Raw genomic sequence first — 21,816 nt, forward strand, 5'->3', positions numbered from 1 at the left:
AACAGGAGTATTATACCATTTCTCTGCTTTGTTTGTCTCAGGCGGCAGCCTTGGTCACATCCACCCATCCCTTTGCACCGCTGTACTGCTCCAGTTCTTCCAGAGAAACACAGATGGCATTGTTGTGGGCACCGGCCGCCGGCCATACCTTGTCCCAGTGTTTCAGACTCTCATCCAGATACACATCCACACCTGGCTTCAAGCCAAACGGGCACACACCGCCTGGTTCATGGCCGACATATTCCATCAGCTGTTCTGCACTCATCATCTTTGCCTTGGTATGAAAAGTTTCCTTGAACTTATGATTGTCAATCCGGGCTGTGCCTTCACACACCACCAGCACCGGCTGATCTTCCACCATGAATGCCATCGTCTTGGCAATCTGTGCTTCTTCAATATGCAGAGCTGCTGCGGCCAGAGCCACCGTAGCTGTAGACTCATGCAGCGTCTGGATCCGATCCGCGATTTCCCTTTCCTCAAAGAACGTTCTGACACTTTCTGCTGACATATGCATCCCTCTTTCTAACTCATATTGCGTCGATGATAGCACAGAAACAAAAGCGCCTGTATGCACAGGCGCCTTCTTTGCTATATGCGTTAGTTATAACTGGTACAAAGCTGCGTATTTATCTCTCAGATACTGAATGTAGTAGTCCGGATTGAACGGCTCACCAGTTACTTTGACCATCAGCTCTTCTGCCGGATAGCGGAAACCATACTGATGAATATGTGTCTTCAGCCAGCTGATGCAGTCCTTGTAGCGGTTATTGGCCAGGGCATCATCCACGTCGAGATCCTTCTTCATGGCATGCATGAACTGAGCCGCATAGGCAGAACCAAGGGCATAGGTCGGGAAGTAGCCAAAGTCTCCATCTGCCCAGTGCACATCCTGCAGAATGCCTTCACTTGCCTTTTCGGCATGTACGCCAAGATACTTCTGGTACATATCATTCCATGTCTGATCCAGATGATCCGTGGAAATGGAGCCGTTAAACAGTCCCTTCTCGATCTGGTAGCGCACCAGGATATGCAGCGGATAGGTCAGCTCATCCGCTTCCGTTCTGACCAGAGATGGTCTTGCCACATTGATTGCTTTGACAAAGGCATCCAGGGACACATTCTGCAACTGCTGCGGGAAGACTTCCTGCAGACGCGGATAGTTGTATGTCCAGAATGCTCTTGTTCTGCCAAGATAATTCTCACAGAAGCGGGACTGTGACTCATGCAGGGCACATGGAATACCTTCGGAGAGAATCATGCCGTCATACTTGGGATTGCAGTCATGTTCATAATAGGCATGGCCAACTTCATGCACAGTGGACAGCACCGCACTGATAACATTGTGTTCCAGATACTTTGTCGTTGTCCGGCAGTCATTTTCACAGATCCAGGATGTAAACGGATGTTCGGTCTCATTCTGATAGCCCCAGCTGTGATCAAAGCCAAGATATTGCAGCAGGCCGGTCATGAACTTCTTCTGGCCTTCCACCGGATAGTCCTGATACAGGAAGCCATCATCAATCTGCTTTGCTTTTTCAACCTCTTCCAGCAGCGGCACAAGATCCTTCTGCACCTTTGCAAAGAAGGCATCATACTTCTGCTGATTCATGCCCGGCTCATAGTCATCCAGCATGCGGTCATACAAAGATAGATAGCTCTGACGGTAGCCATACAGCTTCTTTTTTGCTGCAATGACATCTGCCAGCACCGGTGCAAAAGAATCATAGTCATTGGTCTGCTTTGCCTTGAGCCATACATTCCAGGATGTATCAATCAGATTGCGGTATGCCACAAACTCATCATGCGGAATGCAGCGGTTGTTGTCAGCTTCCTTCAGATACAGCTGCACAGCTCTCTTGTCATCACCATCCAGTGTTTCATCCTTGTTCAATGCGCTCAGAATCTCATACATTTCCGGATCTGTTTCAAGAGAAAACAGCTGGCCGGCAAGATAAGCAGAACGCTTGTCACGGTACGCATTGCCGCCCGCTGGCGCAACGGTCTGCTTGTCGATTTCAATCGTATTCAGTGCCATCCGGTATGCCGAGATGGCAAAGATCCAGTCATGATACTTCTGCAGCATTTCTTCTTTGCTCATTACTTGTCTCCTTCTATCAGGCCGATATGCACAAATGCCTTGTACAGGCCGTCATTGTCCACATCATCGGTCACATAATCAGCAGCAGCCTTGATCTCATCGCCGCCGTTGCCCATAGCAACATTGTACGCGCACAGCTCAAACATAGACAGATCAATCTTGGCATCACCAAAGGAGATCGTATCCTTCTGATCCGCATGCAGGTATTTCAGCAGCACATCAATGGCATGCTTTTTCGTGATGCCTTTGGGACCAAGATCCCCAAACAGGGCTTCTTCACCCTTACCGCCCCATGTATTGGCCTCCAGTTCAGGGAATTCCTTTTTGCTGTCAAGATGGTCCTGGTAGGAAGACAGGATGAAGGAAACCTTGTTGATGTCATCACGGTACAGCTGTTCCTGCGGCAGATGAATAAACGAATTCACAAAGGAATCTGCACCCTTCCGGGCATCGGTGAGATCCGCACCCTTGCCCAGTGCATAGCGGGTCATGACGGCGGGCCCCTGCACAAGCATGTCATCATTGCAGTACATGCCGGAATTGGCTTCCAGATAGAAGCCAAGATGGCGTTCACAGCACCAGTCGACAATGTGCTTTGTCTCTTCTTTGCTCAATCCCTGGTGCATGACCACATGGCCATGATCTTCCACATAGGCACCATTGCCGCCGATCATGCCATCCAGCTCACACAGATGGCGCTGTTCAATCTCCGCTTTGGAGCAGCCCGTGCAGATATACACACGGTGGCCATTGGCACGTGCCTCTTCCACTGCCCTTGCTGCACTTTCAGGCAGCTCGGCATGGTAGTTGATCAGTGTCCCATCCACATCCAGAAAGACAATTTTCTTGTTCATGTTTCTCTCCTTACGGCAGCATATGCCCTGCTGCTTTGTAAATATCGTACCATTCAGTTCTGGTCAGCTGAATATCCGCGGCCTTGGCGCCATTGATCAAACGGGCAGGCTTACTGGTGCCAAGCACCACCTGCAAATCAAATGGCAGACGCAGAATCCAGGCATAGGCAATCGTATCTTTGCCAACACCATAGCGCTCGCCAATCTCCTGCAGCTTCTGGTTCAGGGCAGCATACTTCTCTGCATTCAGAAACACACCTTCAAAATATCCCATCTGCAAGGGAGACCATGCCTGAATGGCCATATGATGCTGTGCACACCAGTACAGCGTCCCGCCATCGCGGTCAATGCCGGCATCATTGTGCATATCCACGTTTAATCCTGCATCAATCAGTACCGTATGGGCACAGCTGAGCTGGACCTGATTGCACCAGAGTTTCTGCGCCAGGCCAGACTGCAGATAGGACATCTGGGCCGGGTTTTCATTGGATACGCCGAAATGGCGCACCTTGCCAGCCTTCTCGAGCGTATCAAAGGCTTCTGCAACTTCTGATGGCTCCATCAGGATATCCGGCCTGTGCAGCAGCAGAGAGTCCAGATAATCTGTGTGCAGGCGTGACAGGATGCCATCCACGCTTTTGAGAATATGTTCCTTTGAGAAGTCATACATGCCATCATGGATGGCACACTTGCTCTGGATAAACATGTTCTCCCGCTTTTCGGGGTGTTTTGCGATCCAGCCGCCGAGCACTTCCTCACTCTTGCCGCCGCCGTAAATATCCGCTTCATCAAAGAAGTTGATGCCATTGTCCAGGGCTGTTGAAACAAATGCGTCTGTTTCTGTTTCGGAAAGGCCGGCAATACGCATGCAGCCGGCACCGATGACCGATACCTGCTGTGATCCGATTGTAATTGTATGCATAACAATCCTCCTGCCTGTATTGTAGCCCAGAAAGCGTATACAGGCATAAGAAAAGGCATCATCAGGATGCCTTCTGGGGATTGCGTCTGCCTTTGCCAAGAAACCAGTCACGTTTCCAGATCGCAATCAGGATGATCACAATCTGCAGGATGATGGCCATAACCATGTAGAAATATTCACCGCGGATCAGGAAATGTCCGGCAAAGCAGTTGCACAGGATCTGGATCCAGCTGGAGACTGCCACAGCCATGGCATACTGACCGGCACGGATGTCGGTTCTTGCCGCAAAGTACGGGATGAAGCCATTGGGAATGCCAGGAATCATGCATGCCAAAGCAAAGATGAAGGCAGGCTTGGTACTGTTGATCTTGCTGGTGATCCAGCCTGCTCTTTTTTCAACATTGAAAGCAGACTGCAGAGCAGATCCGAACTTGCGGGCAAAGATGAAGACCAGGACGTTGCCTGCGACAAAGCCGGCATAACAGGCAAGGAATGCCTTCCACCAGCCATAAATCACACCGGCAACGATATGAATGACCATGCCGGGGAAGAAGATGGAAACAACCTGCAGGATTGTTAACAGGAAGATGGAAAGTAAGCCGGAAGCTTCATTCTGGGAATTCAGATAGGCTGTCAGTTCTGCCTGATCGCCATTGCGCAGGATCGTGAACAGTGTTGCAAAAAAGTCACCAAAAAAATGATAGATCAGCCAGATGGTCAGGACCATCACACCGATGATGGCAATCACCGGCCATATTTTTGAGAGCTTTTTCTTGTTCATCTTCCCCATCTCTTCCTGAAAGTCTCATGTATGATATCACAGATTGTCTGCTTCACAAATACAAAAAAACTGTCCGGATTTCTCCAGACAGCTTTTCACGTGCATTACTTAGCGTAGTCAGCAGCACTCTGACCAGCAATTCTGCCGAAGACAACGAAGTCAGCAACAGCATTGCCGCCCAGACGGTTGGCACCATGCACACCGCCGGTAACTTCACCTGCAGCGAACAGACCCGGGATCACTTCGTCGGAAGTATTGATGACCTCAGCAGAAGTATCGATCTTCAGACCGCCCATGGTGTGATGAACGCCCGGCTGAACCTTGATGGCATAGTACGGAGCCTTATCCAGCTTGTTGGCAAAGGTTGTACGGTTGAAATCAGGATCGCTCTTGTTTTCAACATCTGTATTCCATGTATTCATGGTCTCAGCAAATGTGGACTCATCAACACCCATAGCCTTGGCCAGGTCTTCATACGTATCACCCTGTACTGTGTAGCCGGAATCAATGTAGCCCTGAATGACAGCAGAAGCATCGACCATGTTCTGGTCAATGATCAGCCATGCTGTACCGCCGGTCTGAGAATTCTCAGCAGCAGAGACAACATCACGTGTACCAACTTCATCTGTGAAACGCTTGCCTTCTGCATTGACCAGGATCGCACCGTCGCCACGCAGACCTTCCGTAATCAGATGTGCATTGCCGGAATCATCAACGTGAACAGTCGGATGCAGCTGAATCTGCTTCATATCAACTGTAGCAGCATCAATGCCTTCAGCCGTAGCCATGGTAATGCCCTGTCCCTGTGCACCAGGTGCATTGGTTGTGATGTAGCCCTTGAGATCCGGATTCTGTTCAGCAACCATGTCGTTGTTCGCACCGAAACCGCCGGTAGCCAGAACAACAGCCTTGGCATTGACAGTCACCTTGTTGCCGGACTTGCCTTCAGCCTCAACGCCAGCAGCCTTGCCATCCTTCATCAGGATCTTATTGGCAGTTGTATCGTAGTAAACCTTGACGCCGAGATCTTCGACATTCTTCTCCAGAATCGGCACAACATACGCACCAACTGCTGTTGTCTTGCCTTCGGCGTTGACCGGACGGTGAATACGCTTGACAGAAGCACCGCCGAACTGGCCGACATTCTTCAGATCAGCACCGATCGAAGACAGCCACTCGATGGAATCTGCAGAATTCTCGCACAGTGTCTTGACCAGGGCAGGATCATTGATGCCCTTGCCGCCGATCAGTGTATCCAGCTCAAACAGCTCTACAGAATCGAAGTAGCCAGTCGGATTTGCCTGATAGGCATCCCACTGTTCCTGTACCGTCTTGGCCAGGTCTGTAATAGCCTGGTTGTCAGCGTACTTGCTGGCAGCTGTATCCAGAGTCTTCTGAACACCAGCAGCCTCATTGAACTGATTTTCATCCTGATAGGATGTCTTGGCAGCGTTCATGCCACCAGTAGAACGTACGGAGTTTCCGCCTGCGGCATCCTGGCTTTCCAGAATGACAACAGACTTACCCTCATTGGCCGCAACGATTGCAGCTGTCATACCAGCACCGCCGGCACCGACAACAACCACATCAGCGTCTTCCGTCACATCCTCAGCTGCAGCAGCACTTGCCACACTCTGATAGTCATCCGGATTCAGGCCGGCAGACTTCAAAGCTGCCGCAGCTGCTTCCTTGATGGCATTAGATGTAATGGTAGCACCAGAGACTGCATCCACATTCAGTGTATTGCCAGATACCATCTCACCAGGCAGCTTGTCAATGGCCTTAGAGCCAATCCCCTGTGTCTCATCCGGTCCATCTGCCTTGACATCTGTAATCACAGAATCTTTCAGCGTCACTGTTACTGTAACTGTGCCGCCGTTGCCTTTGGCTGTTCCTGTAAAATCACCGGAAACACCCTTGCTCTTGGCACAGCCAGGAATTGCGCCCAGAACCAGAGCCGCGGCAAAAAGGCCGACGGTTCCAAGTCTGAAACCATGTTTCTGATCCATACTCTTCCTCCCATTTAGTGTGAATTTCCACACGCGTAAATAGAATAGCATGGCTTGTGCAAAATACCAATATTTTCGATGGCAGCCTGTCTGCTTTGTTCTTTCTTGGCTAGCATACAATATGCCTTCTTTGTTCATTGTTGCAGGCGCATAAATTGACTGTTTGCCTTTTATTACTAAAATAAGGTTGTTTTTGCTTGCATATGTTTAGGAGGATCTGCATGAGAGTTGGTCTGGATATTGGTTCGACAACCATCAAATGCGTGGTTCTGGATGATCAGAATCAAATCGTTGCCTCAGATTATCAGCGCCATTACAGCCACATCCTGGAAAAGGGTGAGGAAATGCTCACTGATATTGTGAATAAATACCTGCCGGATGGCAAAGCCATTCTGGCCATTTCCGGCTCGGCGGGCATGGGCCTGGCCGATGCGTGCCAGGTACCCTTTGTACAGGAAGTGTTCGCAGAGCGCGTGGCAGCCAACCGGCTCAACCCCGGCACTGACTGCATCATTGAGCTCGGCGGTGAAGATGCCAAGATTCTGTTTCTGACCAACGGCACAGAAGTGCGGATGAACGGATCCTGTGCCGGCGGTACGGGTGCTTTCATCGACCAGATGGCGACCCTGCTGAAGATGGATGCGTCCCAGATGGATGAAGCAGCCTGCAAGGCAGAGCGCACCTATACCATTGCCAGCCGCTGCGGTGTCTTTGCCAAGTCCGATGTACAGCCGCTGATCAATCAGGGTGCCAAAACAGGTGATATCGCTGCTTCCATCTATCAGGCTGTTGTCAACCAGACGATTGCCGGCCTGTCCCAGGGACGCCCCATCCAGGGTAACATCCTGTACCTGGGCGGCCCGCTGACCTTCTCCAGATGTCTGCGGGACAGTTTTGACAAAACACTGCACGTCAAAGGCACATGCCCAAAGAACTCCCTGCTGTATGTCGCCCTGGGTGCTGCGTATTATGCGGATGAAGAACTGGATGTACGCAATGTCATCCGGAATCTTTCCGAATACAGCGGCAAGGCAAAGTATGCCTCGCTGCCTCCCCTGTTTGAAAGCCGGGAAGAATACTGGGACTTCCATAACCGCCATGCAAAGGCAGCTGTCCCCCGTGTTCCCTTTGATGAAACATGCGGACCGGTGCATATCGGCATTGATGCCGGTTCCACGACGATCAAGATTGCCGTGATCAATACTAAAGGTGAGCTGCTGTTCACCCGCTATCAGCCCAACAACGGCAACCCGATCCCGATGGTCAAAGAGACCCTGCAGGAGCTCTATGAAAAGCACCCGAACCTGTATATCCAGTCCGCTACGGCAACCGGCTATGGCGAACAGCTGATGAAACAGGCTTTCCATTGTGACTATGGCCTGGTAGAAACCGTGGCTCATTTCACGGCTGCCAAGCATTTCATGCCGGATGTCGACTTCATCATTGATATCGGCGGTCAGGATATGAAGTGCTTCAAGATTGAGGATGGTGCGATCAGTGACATCTTCCTGAATGAAGCCTGCTCTTCCGGCTGCGGCAGTTTCCTGCAGACTTTTGCCAAAGCGCTCAACTTTACCGTGGAAGAATTTGCCATGCAGGGCCTGTTTGCCAGGCATCCGGTGGATCTTGGCTCCCGGTGCACCGTGTTTATGAATTCTTCTGTCAAGCAGGCCCAGAAAGATGGTGCCACCCTTGACTGCATCTCTGCCGGTCTTTCCATCTCGGTTGTCAAGAATGCCCTGTACAAGGTCATCCGTGCTTCCAGTCCTGATCAGCTTGGCCGCCGCATCGTTGTACAGGGCGGCACCTTCTACAATGAAGCCGTGCTGCGTGCCTTTGAAAAAGAGATGGGCGTAGAAGTCATCCGCCCTGACATTGCCGGTCTGATGGGTGCCTATGGTGCTGCTTTGTATGGCTTGCGAAAGAGTAAAAAGGATGCCCATTCTGCCATCCTGAATCAGAAGGAACTGGCAGATTTCAGTCAGAAAGTTACTTCCGTACAGTGTCAGGGATGCGGCAATCACTGTCAGCTGACCATCAATACATTCTCTGATGGCAAGCGGCTGATCTCCGGCAACCGCTGCGAGAAGCCGGTCACCGGCAAGGCATCAGATGATACTCTGAACCTGTATGCCTATAAGCTCAATGCTCTGCTTGCCTATGCAAAAAATCCTGGCAATGGCAATAGAGGCACGATCGGCATTCCGTTATGTCTGAACATGTATGAGCTGCTGCCATTCTGGCATGCCTTCTGGACAACCCTTGGCTTCCGTGTCAAGGTATCCCCTGTTTCCAGCCGTAAGCTGTATCAGGAAGGTCAGGGTACCTTTCCAAGTGATACCGCCTGCTATCCGGCCAAGCTGTCCCATGGCCACATCATGGAACTGGCAAAGGATCCGGATGTGGATGCCATCTTCTATCCATGCATGAGCTACAACATGGATGAAGGTCTTGGCGACAATCACTACAACTGCCCGATGGTTGCCTATTATCCGGAAGTGCTGGCCAACAATGTGCCAGAACTGCATGACAAGCTGTTTATCTACGATTATCTGAATCTTGACAATCCAGCGCGCTTCAAGCATGATGCCCCGAAGTATCTGGCCCGCTATTTTCATGGTATTCCAAAGAAGCTTGTGGAGCAGGCGGCCGACGCCGGCTATGCAGAATATGCAAAGCACATGCAGGATATCCGCAGCCATGGCAAGTGGATTGTGGAAGAAGCCAGAAAACAGGGCAAACGTATCATCGTCCTGGCCGGCCGTCCCTATCATGTGGATCCGGAAGTCAACCATGGCATTGACAAGCTCATTGTGCGCCAGGGCGCTGCCGTCATCACCGAAGACAGTGTTTCCTGGATCGTGCATAAGTTCCCTACGGCCGTATTGAACCAGTGGACCTATCACAGCCGTCTGTATGCGGCGGCCAGATACTGCACAACCCAGAAAGATATGGATCTTGTGCAGCTGGTATCGTTTGGCTGCGGCCTGGATGCCATCACAACCGATGAAACCAAGGAAATTCTGCAGGAAGGCGGCAAGCTGTACACCCAGCTCAAGATTGATGAAATCACCAATCTTGGTGCCGTCAATATTCGGATCCGCTCTTTGTTTGCGGCCCTGGACGAGCAGAAGGAAAAAGAAGAAAAGGAGTGACTATGCAGTATCTCACACCGAATTTCACCAAGGATATGCTGAAGGATTACACGATCCTGATCCCCAACATGGCACCGATTCAATTTGCTTTGATTCAGGCAGCCCTGGACAGTGAAGGATGCCACGTGGAAGTATTGAAAAACCGTGGATCAAATGTATCCCAGCTTGGCCTTCGCTATGTGCATAACGATACGTGCTATCCTGCCCTGCTGGTCATCGGCCAGTTCCTGGATGCGCTCAACAGCGGTGAGTATGATCTGCACCACACTGCCCTGCTGATCTCACAGTCCGGCGGCGGCTGCCGTGCGTCCAACTATATCAAGCTGCTGCGCAAAGCCCTTGTCAAAGCAGGCTATGGCTATATTCCGGTCGCCTCGATCAATCCGACTGGTCTTGAAAAAGGATCCCAGATGCCATTTACCCTGAAGATGGGTGAGAAGGTACTGGCTGCCGCGGAGTATGGCGATATGATCGATGCCCTGCGCAATCAGATCCGTCCCTATGAAAATGAACCCGGGGCAGCCGATGCCTGGAGTGATAAATGGATCCATACAATCTCAGGCTGGATGCATGCGAACAAGAACTATACGATTCCGGCGATGAAGCACTGCTTCAAAGAGATTGCCCGCGATGCGGCCAAAGTACCGATCACCCGCATCCAGAAAGTCAAGGTCGGCGTGGTTGGCGAAATCTATGTCAAGTTTTCACCGATGGGCAATAATGAACTTAAAAAGTTCCTGGAAGAGCAGGATTGTGAAGTAAACATGCCGGGACTGATGGGATATGTCAACTACTGTGTGAAAAACTTCCAGATGGATATTCAGCTCTATGGCGGCAATAAGATCACTGAGCTTGGCTGGAAAGCTGCCTTGAAAGTGCTGGATGGCATTGGTGTTTCGATGTCAAAAGAAATGCAGGCATGCGGCTTCTATGGCGAAGAAAGCTTCTATGATTTGATCAAGGGTACCCAAGGCATTATTCATCTTGGTGCCAAGATGGGTGAAGGCTGGCTGCTGTCCGGTGAAATGGTATCTTTGATCAAGGGCGGCTATCCCAACATCATCTGTGCCCAGCCCTTTGGCTGTCTGCCCAACCACATCATGGGCAAAGGCGTGATCAATACGATCCGTGCCAAATACCCGCAGGCAAATATCAGTGCGATTGACTATGACCCCAGTGCCACCAAGGTCAATCAGGAAAACCGCATCAAGCTGATGCTTGCAGTGGCCAAAGAGAATCTGGCCAAACAGAATGCATAAGGACCTCACGGTCCTTTTTCTTATGGCATGCTATACTAAAGCCAGAGGAAGATATTATTATGACAATTCAGGAACTGGAAGCTTTTATCAATGCGGCAGAAAGCGAAATCTATGTCACGCCGGATGGCAGTGTGCACCGCTACAGCACATCAGCTGCCGAAGAAATCCTGCATCTTGAAAAAGAGCTTGGCTGCGTGCTGTTTGACCGCCAGGGCATGGCCTCCGGCCGTCTGACCAAAGCAGGAGAAGCACTGCTGCCGATGGCAATTGACTTTGTGCGCCGCTATCATGCCATGGTCAGAGCCATGGATCCGTATAAAACTGGAGAGCGCCGCACCCTGTATGTCGGCCATCTGCCCATCCTGCGCCAGTACCGCCTGAATAGCTTCTTCCGCAACTTTGAAGATGAGCATCCTGAATGTGAGCTCCATCTGGAGGAAGGCGAAGTACCCACCCTGCTGAAAGGACTGAACAGCGGCTATTTTGATGCCATTGTTGCCCGCCGCAGCCAGGTATTGGGAAATGATTATGAAATTGTGCAGCTGGCCGCCGACGAGGTAGCAGCGATTGTCTGCAGCAGCCACCCTGCCGCAAAGCGCAAAAGCATTACCCTGCGTGAATTGAAGAATGAATCTTTCTATCTCAGCAATCCCCACAGCGGTTCCTATTCTTTCTGCAGACAGCTGCTGATCGCAAGCCACATCTCTACAGAAAATGTGCATACCGCCGACATTGATAAGATTCTCGATACCGTCAGGCGTACACATGGGGTTGCATTGCTGCCGATCTCAACCCTGAACGTTGCCAAGGCACAGGGGCTGGCGGCAGTGCCATTACAGCCGGAAGGTTCCATTCCGGTTGTGCTTGCCTGCAGGAAGAACCACAAAGACAATACCTATCTGGATGATCTGATGGCCAAGGCAAAAGAACGTGCCAAAGCCATTCCGGCAATCTGAAAAAAACGGCGGTGCCTCATGCCGAGAGCACAGCCGTTTTCTTTCCCTTTCTGGGAAAGGATGAATCATTTGCCAGTGCAAAGACCACTGCCTGCACCGTCAGGGAATGGCGCACAAAGTAAGGGTCAAACCCAATGGAGCCATCCCCATGCCGGTAGAAGTGAGAAACCTGCTCACTTCCATTGAGCTGCCAGACAACCTCTGTACAGCCAGCATTTTTCTTTACACTTGTCACAACAATCGTCTTCATCATAAAAAAGCACCTACCTTTCTGAAACAGCCATGATAAAAAGCTGTTCCATAATCGCCTGTGCTTTTCGTGATGTGTCAGTATCATAGATCAACTTCATCCTCTTTGCAAGAGGAAAAAAAGATCTGCTGTCAAAACAGATCTTTCTTCATTACTTTGACTGCAGGATGAAGCCGCTCTGTCCCGGCAGAACGCCATCTTTGATTTCCTGATCAAAGGTACTGTAGATGACATCTTTCTGCTGCAGCTTTGTCCCAAAGGATTCGCGGGATGGATTGATCACAATAGTCAGCTTCTCTTTGTCATCATGACGTTCATAGATCAGCGGATAATCATCACTGACCAGCGTGAAGCCGCTGGAAGCCAGGAAGCAGGAATGTTCTTTGCGGAAGGCAAGCAGACGCTTCACTTCACTGTACAAAGAAGCAGGATCTTTCTTTTCCGTTTCCAGATTGATCTCCTGATACTTTTCTTCATCAATCGGCAGATACAGAGAAGCAGGATCACCCGCTGAGAAACCAGCATTCGTGCCGGCATTCCACTGCATCGGCGTGCGGGATCCCGTGCGGAAATAGCCGCCTTCATGGCTTGGCAGATTCAGCTTCCGCATGCCGATCTCATCGCCATAATACGTAAACGGAACACCCGGCATCGTATACAGGAACAGGAAGGCAAGCTTCTGGGCAGCTGTATCCAGCATTGTGGCAAGACGGTCCATATCATGGTTGCCGCTTGGGATGCAGATGAGACCTTTTCCTTTTGTCAAATCACGGTTAGCCATGTACAGACGGAAGAATTCCTTCAAAGAGCCCTTGCCTTCTCTGGCAAAGAATGGCGTCTTTGTCCTGAACAGATCCAGATAATGGCTGGGGCCAAAGTGCAGCAGAAAATCCATATCAAAGCCGGCCTGCAATGCCTGCTCCGGCTGTCCCCATTCAGAGACAAAGCGGGCATCCGGGAACTGCTTTCTGACATGAGAGAAGATCTCATTCCAAAGTGCAATGGTTCCCTTTCTTTCCGGATCATTCTTGACCAGAGAGCCAGCCATATCAACACGGAAGCCGTCACAGCCAAGACCGCACCAGAAGGCAATGATCTTTTCGATCTCTTTTCTGGTCGACTGCGGACCTTCATCGTTGACGCCCTGTTCCCAGTCACAGCCCTCATCTTTATGGTAGAAGCCATAGTTCAAAGCCGGCTGGGCAGTGAAGAAATTGGTGGCACAGGCTCCGTCACGGTCAAAGCCGCCCCGCAGCCAGCCTGTGATCGAGCCGACATTCTGCGGTGCATTCCATACCATATCTGTCCAGATATAGCGGTCCGTATACGCATTGCGCACAGGCAGACTGGACTGTTTGAACCAGTCACATTCAACACTTGTATGCCCCGGCACCAGGTCCAGCAGGACATGCATGCCCAGAGAATGGGCCTTTTCAAACAGCTTCACCAGGTCTGCATTGGTACCATAGCGGGCAGCTGTCTTGTAGTAGTTTCTGACATCGTAGCCGGCATCCACAAACGGCGAATCATAGCAGGGATTGATCCAGATGGCATTAAAGCCAGTGTCATGGACCTCGTCCAGCTTTTCAATGATGCCCTGGAAATCACCGATTCCATCACCATTTGCATCGCGGAAAGACTGTGGATAAATCTCATAGAAGACGGCATTCTGCAGCCAGTCATTCTCCTTACAGCTTGAATTCATCCTGCACACTCCTTCCTGCAAGCCACACCTTGATATCAATATCACTGCCAGCCATCCGGATCATATTTTCACTCTTCTCCGGGAAGATCCGGGAAGACATCACCGCTTCACCATCATTGACAAAGATTTCAATGGCGGAATGATCCACAAAGATCTGCATCTTTGACAAGCCTTTGTCCAGATGTATAGAGCGGGACGTGCCAAACTCTGTATTGAACTGATTCGCCATCGCAGAGCGATCAATTGTTAACTTCTTCTTGTCAGCGTCATAGGCAATCTCAAAGCCTCTTTCCCTGCCCCAGGTAAACAGATTCAGGGTCAGCGATTTATCCCCGGCATTGTTAACTTCCATGATGCAGGCACGCGGCATTTCGGCATGCATCTGATCTTTGACAATGGAACCATTGCGCACTTCAAAGATCAGATCCTTCTTCAGACTGTCCGCATCCTTGACAGGTCTCTGCATCAGTTTGCCATTTTCAATTGTCAATTGACGGGGCAGACTGATCAGGCCATCCCAGCCCTCTTCATCCGTTGCCGGATAGGTATAGTCAGAACACCCAAACCAGCCTTCCAGAATCGCTGCATCCTTGTACAGAGACTGGTTTGCACACTGCGCCGCATAGAACTCAAAGCCGGCATCCAGCATCTGCAGATCACCATCCGGAATAAACTCCATGTGATACAGATCCAGATCACCAACCAGGCAGACATTGTTGAACTTATTTTGGAACTTGTCTTTGTGAGCAGGCAGACCCTGCGGCGAGAAGATCAGTACATACTTGTCACCGATCTTTTCAATATCCGGGCACTCGATCATGTAGCCAAAGTCATCCATGCCGCGCACTTTCAGCTCACCGAGTTTCTGCCAGCCGGTATGAATCTGATTCGAACGGTACATCAGGAACTTTCCCTGCTTCTTCAGATTCTGCGCACCCATCAGGATATAATACATTTCATCTTCGTGACGCCGGAAGATCTTCGGATCGCGCTGGTGCTCCGTATACTCCTTGTCTTCCTGGATCAGCGGCTCCTCATACTTCAGAATCCGGTTGTCCTGATTCATGCCAGCCAGCAGCTGATACGGATGGCGGATATAGTTTTCATCCCGGTTATTGCCCGTGTAGACAAAATAGACAAGATCATCTTCCACCAGTGCACTGCCGGAATAGCAGCCATGGTTGTCATACCAGGTATCCGGCTTCATGCCCAGACCGACATTTTCAAAATGGACAAGGTCATCCGACTGCACATGGTACCAGTGCTTCTGGCCATGCACAGGTCCAAACGGGAACCACTGGTAAAACAGATGCCATTTGCCCTTGTACCAGCAGAAACCATTGGGATCATTCAGCAGGCCTGTCACCGGCTGCACATGGTACTGGGTACGCCAGATCGAATGAGAAATCTGCTCATGGGCATGCGCCAGTTCATCATAATCCTTCGCTGTCAGCGTACGGCTGCGTTCTTCTCTTGACCAAACTTTCATCGCTTTGCCTCCATTTGTATTTCTTTGTATCTCTTCCTGCATATTTTACTATGACTGTACAGACTATTGTCACATTTCCAGCAGGGCTTTGCACAGCTCTGCGGCATCATGCACAATCAGATCCGGCTGATGGGCACGCAGAAACGCTTCACTGCGGAATCCCCATGCCACGGCAATACTGGCTGTACCGGCATTTCTGCCCGTTAGAATATCGATCTCAGAATCACCGATATAGGCCGCATTGGCCGGGGAAATACGTCCTGCCTGCAATGCGGAAACAACCATGTCCGGCGCCGGCTTGCGGCGCATCTTTGCACTGTTGCCGACCACATAGTCAAAGCAGCCTGGAAAGTACTTTTCTGCCAGTACCTGTACAGACGGATCCGGCTTATTGGATACCACCGCCGTAAACACCCGGTTTTCTCTGAGCCTTTTCAGCATCTCAACAATGCCGGGATATGGAGAAGTCTGCTCAGCATTGTGGGCAAAGTAGTACGGCTCCCACACGCCGACAATCTTTTTCGCCAGGGCCAGATCCAGATGCGGCGAGATGGCATCATGGTCTGTGCCTACCTGTTCCAGCTGATCCAAACCATATCCCTTTTCAACAGCCAGAGCACGGCAGATGGCCACCTGTCCGCCCGAGCCAAAGAAGCTGCGGATCTGATCCGGTGTAAAGTCATGGCGGTGCCCGCATGCACCCATGGCGTAATTCAAAGCACCGCCCATATCCGCCACGGTATTGAGCAGTGTGCCATCCATATCAAAAACTGCTGCCTGTGCACTCATAGCATACCTCCCAGATCCATCAGGATCAGAATCACAATGACCACGATGGGCATGATCCGGAAACTGATCAAAGAAAGGATATTCAGAAAGGATGAGCGTTTGCGCACATTGACAATCGAAGACCATTCGCCTTCTTTATCCAGAATCCGCAGCGCTGCCTGCAGCACAATCTCAAGCACAATACAGATGATGCCCAGCGGCCAGCGCAGAGCGGATGGCAGCCACGTATAGGCAATCACCCATGCCCCGAAAAACAGCAGAACGATGGCACCTGCTTCATACAGAAGCCGGCATCTTTCGTCCTTCTTCATGCGTCCTCCACTGTATACTGAATGATCTGCACGCTTGTCTGCCCTGCTTTTACAATCGGCTTGGCGCAGACATCCGGGTAATTGATGGCATTTGGATGCCATGCACATTCCAGACAGACAGCACTCTGCGGCTTATGCACGATGCCATATTTGCCCGTTTCTCCTTCCAGCCAGTTAGCCGAATAGATATGCACGCCAGGCTGGTTTGTTTGCGCTGTTAACAGCAGGCCGCCGCCCTGCAGCTTTGCCACCGTGCGCAGGCTTTCACCCTGTACTGGATAGAAGTGATCATAGCCTCTTGCCACATGCAGCTGGGGATCATCCTGATCCAGATCCTTGCCGATTTCCTTCATCGTACGGAAATCAAACGGTGTGCCTGCCACAGGCCGCACCTCATCCATGCCCATGCCGTTTTCATCATCCGGCACATAGCCATCCGCATTGACCTGCAGAAGATGATGGCGGATATCCTCACTCTGTTCCAGATTGAAGTAGGAATGATTGGTAAAGGCAAACAGGGTATCCTGATCAGCCGTTCCTTCTGCCGTGATGGAAACACCGCGGTCCAGCAGTGTGTATGTCACACGCACATCCAGATTTCCCGGATAGCCTTCTTCACCATCTTTGCTGAGATAGCAAAACACAATGTGATCATCCCCTGCTTCTTTGACCTGCCAGAGCTTCTTGTCAAACCCCTCGATGCCGCCATGGTTGCAGTTGCCATTATTATTGATCGGCAGCTGGTATGTTTTTCCGTTTAAAGAGAACTGGCCCTTGCCAATGCGGTTGGCAGTGCGGCCGATGCTGGCACCGATATACGATGTCTGACTCTGATAGCCATGAATATCATCAAACCCCTTGACGATATCCTTTCCGCTCTTTTTGTCAATAAAGCGCACCAGGGTGGCGCCATAGTCACAGACACTGATGGAAACTTTCTCATTTTCCAGTGTATACAGTGTTGTTTCACGCCCTTTTGTATCGATTCCAAATGATGATTGTTTCATACGGTTCCTCCGTCTCCATTGTACCGCAGAGCCCTTAAGAATCGTGAGCCAGACTTGTATTCCCATGTGAAAAACCGTATTCTATTACATTGTTATCAAGGATAAATGCATGAAAATCTGGATTGATGAAGAAAACGATGACCGGCAGGAAACAGAAAGCCAGCCCGCAACAGATACAGATGAGCAGGAAGAAGTCAGGGTAGACCGCAGTGACCGCCATATCCTGTATGCCATTCTGTTTGAAGTGCTGATGGGGGCCTTTGTGTGGCTCAAGTCTGCCAAAGCCGGTATGAACTATCTGTATATTCTGGCACCGATGCTTGTCATCACCGGCCTGGCCGGCAATTATGCCTACCAGAAAAATGCCGACATGAAACTGTTTGGGGCCGTGGCAAAACTCGCAGCGGCCGGCATCGGCCTGCAGCTGACCATTGATCAGGTGTATAACCCGATTGGCACCTTTAGTGTCATTAAATATCTGATCTCACTTGTCATTGCGGTGATCTTCCTGATCTTTTACAGCTATTTCCGCAAACTGCTGAACAAGCAGGGAACCGTCTATGTCATGATGGCCGTCTCCGCTGCCATCTATCTCTTTCTGGCAGTCAGAGGCTATGACCCCAATGGCTATGGCACCAATGCATGGATTTCCATTGCCGGCTTCACGATCCAGATGACTGACTTCACCAAAGTCAGTGCCCTGCTGTTCTATGCCTCTTTATTCTCTTCCCAGCTGCGCTTTGAAGAAGATAAAGTACTGCTGCTGTCCACCATCTTCTTTCTCATTAACCTGGGCGGTTCGATCCTCATCCGTGAACTTGGCTCCTTCTTCATCCTGTTCTTTCTGCACCTTGGACTGATCTTCATCTTCATGAAGCATTCCCACCGCAAGCGGATGTATCTGATCATCATGTTTGTCCTGTTCTTTGGAAGTGCAGCAGCCCTGTTCGGCCTGTATAAGCTGCTTGATCCAAGCTATCAGGCCGGAACGCTGAAAGCACCCTTCACCCTGCTGTATCCGTTATGCAAAAAAGTCTATGAGCGCTTCTCAGTCACAGCCAACATCTATTATGATCCCTATGGTGCCGGCTATCAGCTGCTGCAGGGCAAGAAAGCACTGTGGATGGGCGGTCTGTTTGGCAACACGGTCAACTTCAATGCCATTCCGGTGGCAGAAAGTGATATGGCCTTTGTGGCAATGGTTGCCGAGTTTGGCTGGGTGCTTGCTTTGTACTGCATCTTCATGCTGTGCCGGATCGGCAGCCGCGGCTGTGCCGCTGCCAATCGTCTGCTGAAACATCACCGCCAGGATGCGGTGGTTGCCTTTGGCGCTGCCTTCATGCTGGTGATGCAGGGACTGATTGTGATTCTTGGCTCGTGCAACATCATCCCGTTCACCGGTCTGCCGATCCCGTTCTTATCCCGCGGCTTTACCTATCAGACGATTGTATTCTGCTTTACAGGTACCCTTCTGCACTTGTCTGAGCAAGAGGAGGAATCCGAAGATGAAACAGACGCATGAAAACCATCGCAGCAATGCCCGCCGGCGCATCCAGAGTGCCCAGGTGCTGTGTGTTGTCACACCGCTTTTGCTATGTGCGGTATTTGGCGGCAAATATGTCGTGATGCCCTATGTCAATGACACGTACAAGGCCACTAAAAATCAGATTACATATCAGGAAATCAGCAGCTATGTCAAGGAGGGCGATATTCTTGACCGCAACGGCAGTCTGATCTTCGGCAATGCCGAAGCTGGTGAAGGCGGCACGGCATCAGATCCGGAAAATTATTCCTATGCATGGCTGCTTGGCTACTATACTGTCAACAGTTCGCAGGAAAATTCCTATGGCCTGCGGGGCAGTCTCAAGGATGCCCTGCTGTATCATCTTGACAGCAACGATAAAGGTGAAACGGTTACCCTGACAACCGATACCGGTCTGCAGGACTATGCCTATCAATTGCTGGATGGACAGGAAGGTTCCATCACTGTCATCGATAACAGGACCGGTGCCATTCTGGCCCTGGCTTCCCAGTCAACGATTGATTATGACGTCAATGATCCCGACAGCTTCCTGGCCAATACCACCCAGGATGGCCAGTACCGCCGCGGCACCTATGAGACCGATCCCCCGGGATCCACCTTCAAGGTTGTCACAACGGCAGCGGCATTGAAGAAACAGGAAGATGAAGGCCTATCCGATGATTTCTTCCAGTATACCGACACCGGCACATATACGCCGGAAGGTGATGACTGGACGATCACCAATTACAACAATGAGGTCTATGGCGATATTGATCTGGATACAGCCTTTGCCAATTCCGTCAACTGTTACTTTGCCAACCTTGGCATTCAGACCGGTGCTGACAATCTGCGCACCATGGCAGAAAACTTCATGATCGGCAAGGATATTGAGATCCCATTCCTGTGCACGCTTCATTCGCAGCTTGATATTGAAGATGACAAGCCGGCAACCATTGCCCAGACCGCCTTTGGCCAGGGCAATACCGAAATCACGCCTGTCCATCTGGCTCTGATCGCGCAGGCAGTGGCCAATGACGGCGTCATGATGTCACCCTACATCGTCCAGAAGATTGACGGTTCCCTGTTTACTTCCTATCAGGCCAGGCAGAAAAAGCTTTCTGCGGCCATTGATGAAACGGTAGACGCAAGACTGAAGGAAGCCATGCATGAAGCAGCCCTGTCCTACGGCTTTTCGGAGAGCAGGTATGGCATGGTCTATGCCAAGACCGGTACGGCAGAATGCCCCAATGACCGTGTACACTGCTACATGATCGGCTTTACTGACAACTATTCCTTCTGCGTATCGTTTAATTCGATGGCATCCTCTGTCCAGCTGTATCCCCAGGCGCTGGCCCTGGTCAATTACCTCAATACCAACATGTAAAAAAGTTCCGGTTCACTCAGAATCGGAACTTTCTTTTTCCTGTTCTTTTCGCTGTCTGCGTTTCAGCAGTGCAGCCATTGCCCGGTCAAACTGCAGCTTGATCAAGGCCGCAATCGGCACCGCAAACAGCATGCCAAGCAGTCCGCCAAGGCCTGAGCCGATGATCAGTGCAATGATCACATACATCGGATGAATATGGACATTGGAGCCAAGCAGCTTCGGATTGATGATATTGCCGTCGACCGACTGCACGATCCACAGCATGATCAGCGAAATGATCATCTTGGACAGATCCATCTTGACTGCACAGACGATGATAACACCGACATAGGCAACAAACGGGCCGACATACGGAATCAGATTGCCAAAGCCTGCCAGCACGCCGATCGGTACGGCAAACGGCACTTTGCATAATGACAGTGTAACGGAAAGAATGATCATCATCAGTAATGCATCGAGCATCTGGCCGCGCACATAGCCGGAGAAGACACGGTCGACATCTTCAATGAAGTCACCGATCTTCTGTCTTGTTTCATCCGAAAACAATGCACAGGCAACCTTGCCCCAGTAGATGGCAATGTGTGCCCCATCCAGCAGAAACCAGATGGCAAAGATGACTGACAGCAGAACTCTGGACAGAATGCCGGGCAGATCTTCCAAAGAAGTAAACATATTCTTGCCAAGACCGGTAAACCAGTTGGTCAAAGCAGAGACAACGGCATTGATGCCATCCTGGATCTGCTTGGAATCCAGGTTCATGTTCTTCAGCTGATACAGAAGCGAGTTATAGATGTTCTGGGCACTGTCGGAAATGCCTTTGAAGAACTTCATCGTGCTGTCCAGATCGGCGATCTGAACGGTGGATGTAAAGGACGTGATCAGAATGGAAAGCATTGCCACAAAGAAGGCCGCAATGATCATGATTGTCAAAGCAACGGCAAAGCCGCGGCATGACTTGTTTTTCTTATTGAAGCGGGAATAGGCAAGCTTTTTCTGCAGGAAGTCAGTGATCGGCATCAGCAGGTATGCCAGGAAGAAACCCCAGAACACCGGCACCAGCAGATGGAAGATCGTGCCGATCAGCTTGATTAACATCATCAGTAATGAGAACAAAGAATTGCCGGCATGGTAGAGAACATACAGGATGGCAATGGTTCCGATGATGTATAAACATATTTTTGTCAGGACAGGATCAAGTTTATTCTTCCACTTCATGCTTTCTCTCCGGGCTATATTTTACCATTTTCTGTTTCATGAAAACAGTATCAGGCAAATGTTAGTGTTTACAAACAGATTGCTGTCAGATATGATAAGTCACCGAAAAG

18 protein-coding genes are annotated in these 21,816 nt (G+C 50.6%); 5 read left to right on the forward strand and 13 right to left on the reverse strand.

Features of this window, described 5'->3' with window-relative positions:
• Positions 1 to 37: 37 nt before the first annotated feature.
• The 6 genes from DHU66_RS01620 to DHU66_RS01645 form a co-directional block, all read right to left on the reverse strand.
• Positions 38 to 508, reverse strand: coding sequence for a YbaK/EbsC family protein (locus DHU66_RS01620; protein WP_108774146.1), 471 nt, complete (start codon positions 506 to 508; stop codon positions 38 to 40).
• A 93-nt stretch (positions 509 to 601) separates the two neighbouring features.
• Positions 602 to 2,098 carry a carboxypeptidase M32 gene (locus tag DHU66_RS01625; RefSeq protein ID WP_108774147.1) on the reverse strand — a complete coding sequence of 499 codons (1,497 nt, stop codon included), beginning with the start codon at positions 2,096 to 2,098 and terminating at the stop codon, positions 602 to 604.
• A complete protein-coding gene (locus tag DHU66_RS01630) occupies positions 2,098 to 2,952 on the reverse strand; it encodes an HAD family hydrolase (protein ID WP_108774148.1) in 855 nt (284 codons plus the stop codon). Before DHU66_RS01630 ends, DHU66_RS01625 begins: the two co-directional genes overlap by 1 nt.
• 10 nt (positions 2,953 to 2,962) lie before the next feature.
• The gene (locus DHU66_RS01635; RefSeq protein ID WP_108774149.1) at positions 2,963 to 3,874 is read right to left on the reverse strand and encodes an aldo/keto reductase; all 912 of its coding nucleotides are present in this window, start codon (positions 3,872 to 3,874) and stop codon (positions 2,963 to 2,965) included.
• 61 nt (positions 3,875 to 3,935) lie between these two features.
• A complete protein-coding gene (locus tag DHU66_RS01640; protein WP_167836203.1) occupies positions 3,936 to 4,655 on the reverse strand; it encodes a TVP38/TMEM64 family protein in 720 nt (239 codons plus the stop codon).
• 104 nt (positions 4,656 to 4,759) lie between these two features.
• Positions 4,760 to 6,664, reverse strand: coding sequence for a flavocytochrome c (locus tag DHU66_RS01645; protein WP_108774151.1), 1,905 nt, complete (start codon positions 6,662 to 6,664; stop codon positions 4,760 to 4,762).
• Positions 6,665 to 6,885: 221 nt separating this feature from the next.
• Here DHU66_RS01645 and DHU66_RS01650 point away from each other — a divergent pair, with 221 nt between their 5' ends.
• Genes DHU66_RS01650 through DHU66_RS01660 form a run of 3 tightly spaced genes read left to right on the forward strand, consistent with a single transcriptional unit; the run spans position 6,886 to position 12,034 of the window.
• Entirely contained in the window at positions 6,886 to 9,819 is a 2,934-nt protein-coding gene (locus DHU66_RS01650) for an acyl-CoA dehydratase activase-related protein (RefSeq protein ID WP_108774152.1), read from the forward strand.
• A gap of 2 nt (positions 9,820 to 9,821) precedes the next feature.
• Positions 9,822 to 11,078 carry a 2-hydroxyacyl-CoA dehydratase gene (locus DHU66_RS12500; protein ID WP_108774153.1) on the forward strand — a complete coding sequence of 419 codons (1,257 nt, stop codon included), beginning with the start codon at positions 9,822 to 9,824 and terminating at the stop codon, positions 11,076 to 11,078.
• A gap of 59 nt (positions 11,079 to 11,137) precedes the next feature.
• Complete coding sequence (locus tag DHU66_RS01660; protein ID WP_108774154.1) at positions 11,138 to 12,034, forward strand: LysR family transcriptional regulator; 897 nt, start codon at positions 11,138 to 11,140, stop codon at positions 12,032 to 12,034.
• Positions 12,035 to 12,050: 16 nt separating this feature from the next.
• Here DHU66_RS01660 and DHU66_RS01665 read toward each other — a convergent pair whose 3' ends face one another.
• The 6 genes from DHU66_RS01665 to DHU66_RS01690 all read right to left on the reverse strand — a co-directional run bounded on the left by DHU66_RS01665 (position 12,051) and on the right by DHU66_RS01690 (position 17,585).
• Positions 12,051 to 12,287 carry a hypothetical protein gene (locus DHU66_RS01665; RefSeq protein ID WP_108774155.1) on the reverse strand — a complete coding sequence of 79 codons (237 nt, stop codon included), beginning with the start codon at positions 12,285 to 12,287 and terminating at the stop codon, positions 12,051 to 12,053.
• Positions 12,288 to 12,435: 148 nt separating this feature from the next.
• A complete protein-coding gene (locus DHU66_RS01670; protein WP_108774156.1) occupies positions 12,436 to 13,989 on the reverse strand; it encodes an alpha-amylase family glycosyl hydrolase in 1,554 nt (517 codons plus the stop codon).
• Positions 13,973 to 15,478: a sucrose-6-phosphate hydrolase gene (locus DHU66_RS01675; RefSeq protein WP_167836204.1), complete on the reverse strand. Its 1,506-nt coding sequence runs from the start codon at positions 15,476 to 15,478 to the stop codon at positions 13,973 to 13,975. Before DHU66_RS01675 ends, DHU66_RS01670 begins: the two co-directional genes overlap by 17 nt.
• Positions 15,479 to 15,547: 69 nt before the next feature.
• The gene (locus DHU66_RS01680; protein WP_108774158.1) at positions 15,548 to 16,267 is read right to left on the reverse strand and encodes an HAD family hydrolase; all 720 of its coding nucleotides are present in this window, start codon (positions 16,265 to 16,267) and stop codon (positions 15,548 to 15,550) included.
• A complete protein-coding gene (locus DHU66_RS01685; protein WP_108774159.1) occupies positions 16,264 to 16,578 on the reverse strand; it encodes a hypothetical protein in 315 nt (104 codons plus the stop codon). The genes DHU66_RS01680 and DHU66_RS01685 overlap by 4 nt, the downstream gene beginning before the upstream one ends.
• Positions 16,575 to 17,585 carry an aldose epimerase family protein gene (locus DHU66_RS01690; protein WP_167836205.1) on the reverse strand — a complete coding sequence of 337 codons (1,011 nt, stop codon included), beginning with the start codon at positions 17,583 to 17,585 and terminating at the stop codon, positions 16,575 to 16,577. The genes DHU66_RS01685 and DHU66_RS01690 overlap by 4 nt, the downstream gene beginning before the upstream one ends.
• A gap of 109 nt (positions 17,586 to 17,694) precedes the next feature.
• On the opposite strand from DHU66_RS01690, the gene DHU66_RS01695 reads away from it, so the two are divergent.
• Complete coding sequence (locus tag DHU66_RS01695) at positions 17,695 to 19,107, forward strand: FtsW/RodA/SpoVE family cell cycle protein (protein ID WP_108774161.1); 1,413 nt, start codon at positions 17,695 to 17,697, stop codon at positions 19,105 to 19,107.
• The gene (locus tag DHU66_RS01700) at positions 19,091 to 20,491 is read left to right on the forward strand and encodes a penicillin-binding transpeptidase domain-containing protein (protein WP_108774162.1); all 1,401 of its coding nucleotides are present in this window, start codon (positions 19,091 to 19,093) and stop codon (positions 20,489 to 20,491) included. Before DHU66_RS01695 ends, DHU66_RS01700 begins: the two co-directional genes overlap by 17 nt.
• A gap of 12 nt (positions 20,492 to 20,503) precedes the next feature.
• Here DHU66_RS01700 and DHU66_RS01705 read toward each other — a convergent pair whose 3' ends face one another.
• Positions 20,504 to 21,706 (reverse strand): AI-2E family transporter, encoded by a 1,203-nt coding sequence (locus DHU66_RS01705; protein ID WP_108774163.1) that lies wholly within the window; start codon positions 21,704 to 21,706, stop codon positions 20,504 to 20,506.
• Between the last annotated feature and the right edge of the window lie 110 nt (positions 21,707 to 21,816).

It is taken from the genome of Lactimicrobium massiliense, assembly GCF_900343155.1.
GTDB lineage: Bacteria > Bacillota_I > Bacilli_A > Erysipelotrichales > Erysipelotrichaceae > Bulleidia > Bulleidia massiliensis.

Excerpts from the sequence above, each read along its gene's own strand:
- DHU66_RS01705 (WP_108774163.1), bottom strand. The coding sequence starts at position 21,706 with ATGAAGTGGAAGAATAAACTTGATCCTGTCCTGACAAAAATATGTTTA.
- DHU66_RS01685 (WP_108774159.1), bottom strand. The coding sequence starts at position 16,578 with ATGAAGAAGGACGAAAGATGCCGGCTTCTGTATGAAGCAGGTGCCATC.
- DHU66_RS01660 (WP_108774154.1), top strand. The coding sequence starts at position 11,138 with ATGACAATTCAGGAACTGGAAGCTTTTATCAATGCGGCAGAAAGCGAA.
- DHU66_RS01665 (WP_108774155.1), bottom strand. The coding sequence starts at position 12,287 with ATGATGAAGACGATTGTTGTGACAAGTGTAAAGAAAAATGCTGGCTGT.
- DHU66_RS01700 (WP_108774162.1), top strand. The coding sequence starts at position 19,091 with ATGAAACAGACGCATGAAAACCATCGCAGCAATGCCCGCCGGCGCATC.
- DHU66_RS12500 (WP_108774153.1), top strand. The coding sequence starts at position 9,822 with ATGCAGTATCTCACACCGAATTTCACCAAGGATATGCTGAAGGATTAC.
- DHU66_RS01690 (WP_167836205.1), bottom strand. The coding sequence starts at position 17,585 with ATGAAACAATCATCATTTGGAATCGATACAAAAGGGCGTGAAACAACA.
- DHU66_RS01680 (WP_108774158.1), bottom strand. The coding sequence starts at position 16,267 with ATGAGTGCACAGGCAGCAGTTTTTGATATGGATGGCACACTGCTCAAT.
- DHU66_RS01635 (WP_108774149.1), bottom strand. The coding sequence starts at position 3,874 with ATGCATACAATTACAATCGGATCACAGCAGGTATCGGTCATCGGTGCC.
- DHU66_RS01645 (WP_108774151.1), bottom strand. The coding sequence starts at position 6,664 with ATGGATCAGAAACATGGTTTCAGACTTGGAACCGTCGGCCTTTTTGCC.
- DHU66_RS01630 (WP_108774148.1), bottom strand. The coding sequence starts at position 2,952 with ATGAACAAGAAAATTGTCTTTCTGGATGTGGATGGGACACTGATCAAC.
- DHU66_RS01640 (WP_167836203.1), bottom strand. The coding sequence starts at position 4,655 with ATGAACAAGAAAAAGCTCTCAAAAATATGGCCGGTGATTGCCATCATC.
- DHU66_RS01620 (WP_108774146.1), bottom strand. The coding sequence starts at position 508 with ATGTCAGCAGAAAGTGTCAGAACGTTCTTTGAGGAAAGGGAAATCGCG.
- DHU66_RS01650 (WP_108774152.1), top strand. The coding sequence starts at position 6,886 with ATGAGAGTTGGTCTGGATATTGGTTCGACAACCATCAAATGCGTGGTT.
- DHU66_RS01675 (WP_167836204.1), bottom strand. The coding sequence starts at position 15,478 with ATGAAAGTTTGGTCAAGAGAAGAACGCAGCCGTACGCTGACAGCGAAG.
- DHU66_RS01625 (WP_108774147.1), bottom strand. The coding sequence starts at position 2,098 with ATGAGCAAAGAAGAAATGCTGCAGAAGTATCATGACTGGATCTTTGCC.
- DHU66_RS01670 (WP_108774156.1), bottom strand. The coding sequence starts at position 13,989 with ATGAATTCAAGCTGTAAGGAGAATGACTGGCTGCAGAATGCCGTCTTC.
- DHU66_RS01695 (WP_108774161.1), top strand. The coding sequence starts at position 17,695 with ATGAAAATCTGGATTGATGAAGAAAACGATGACCGGCAGGAAACAGAA.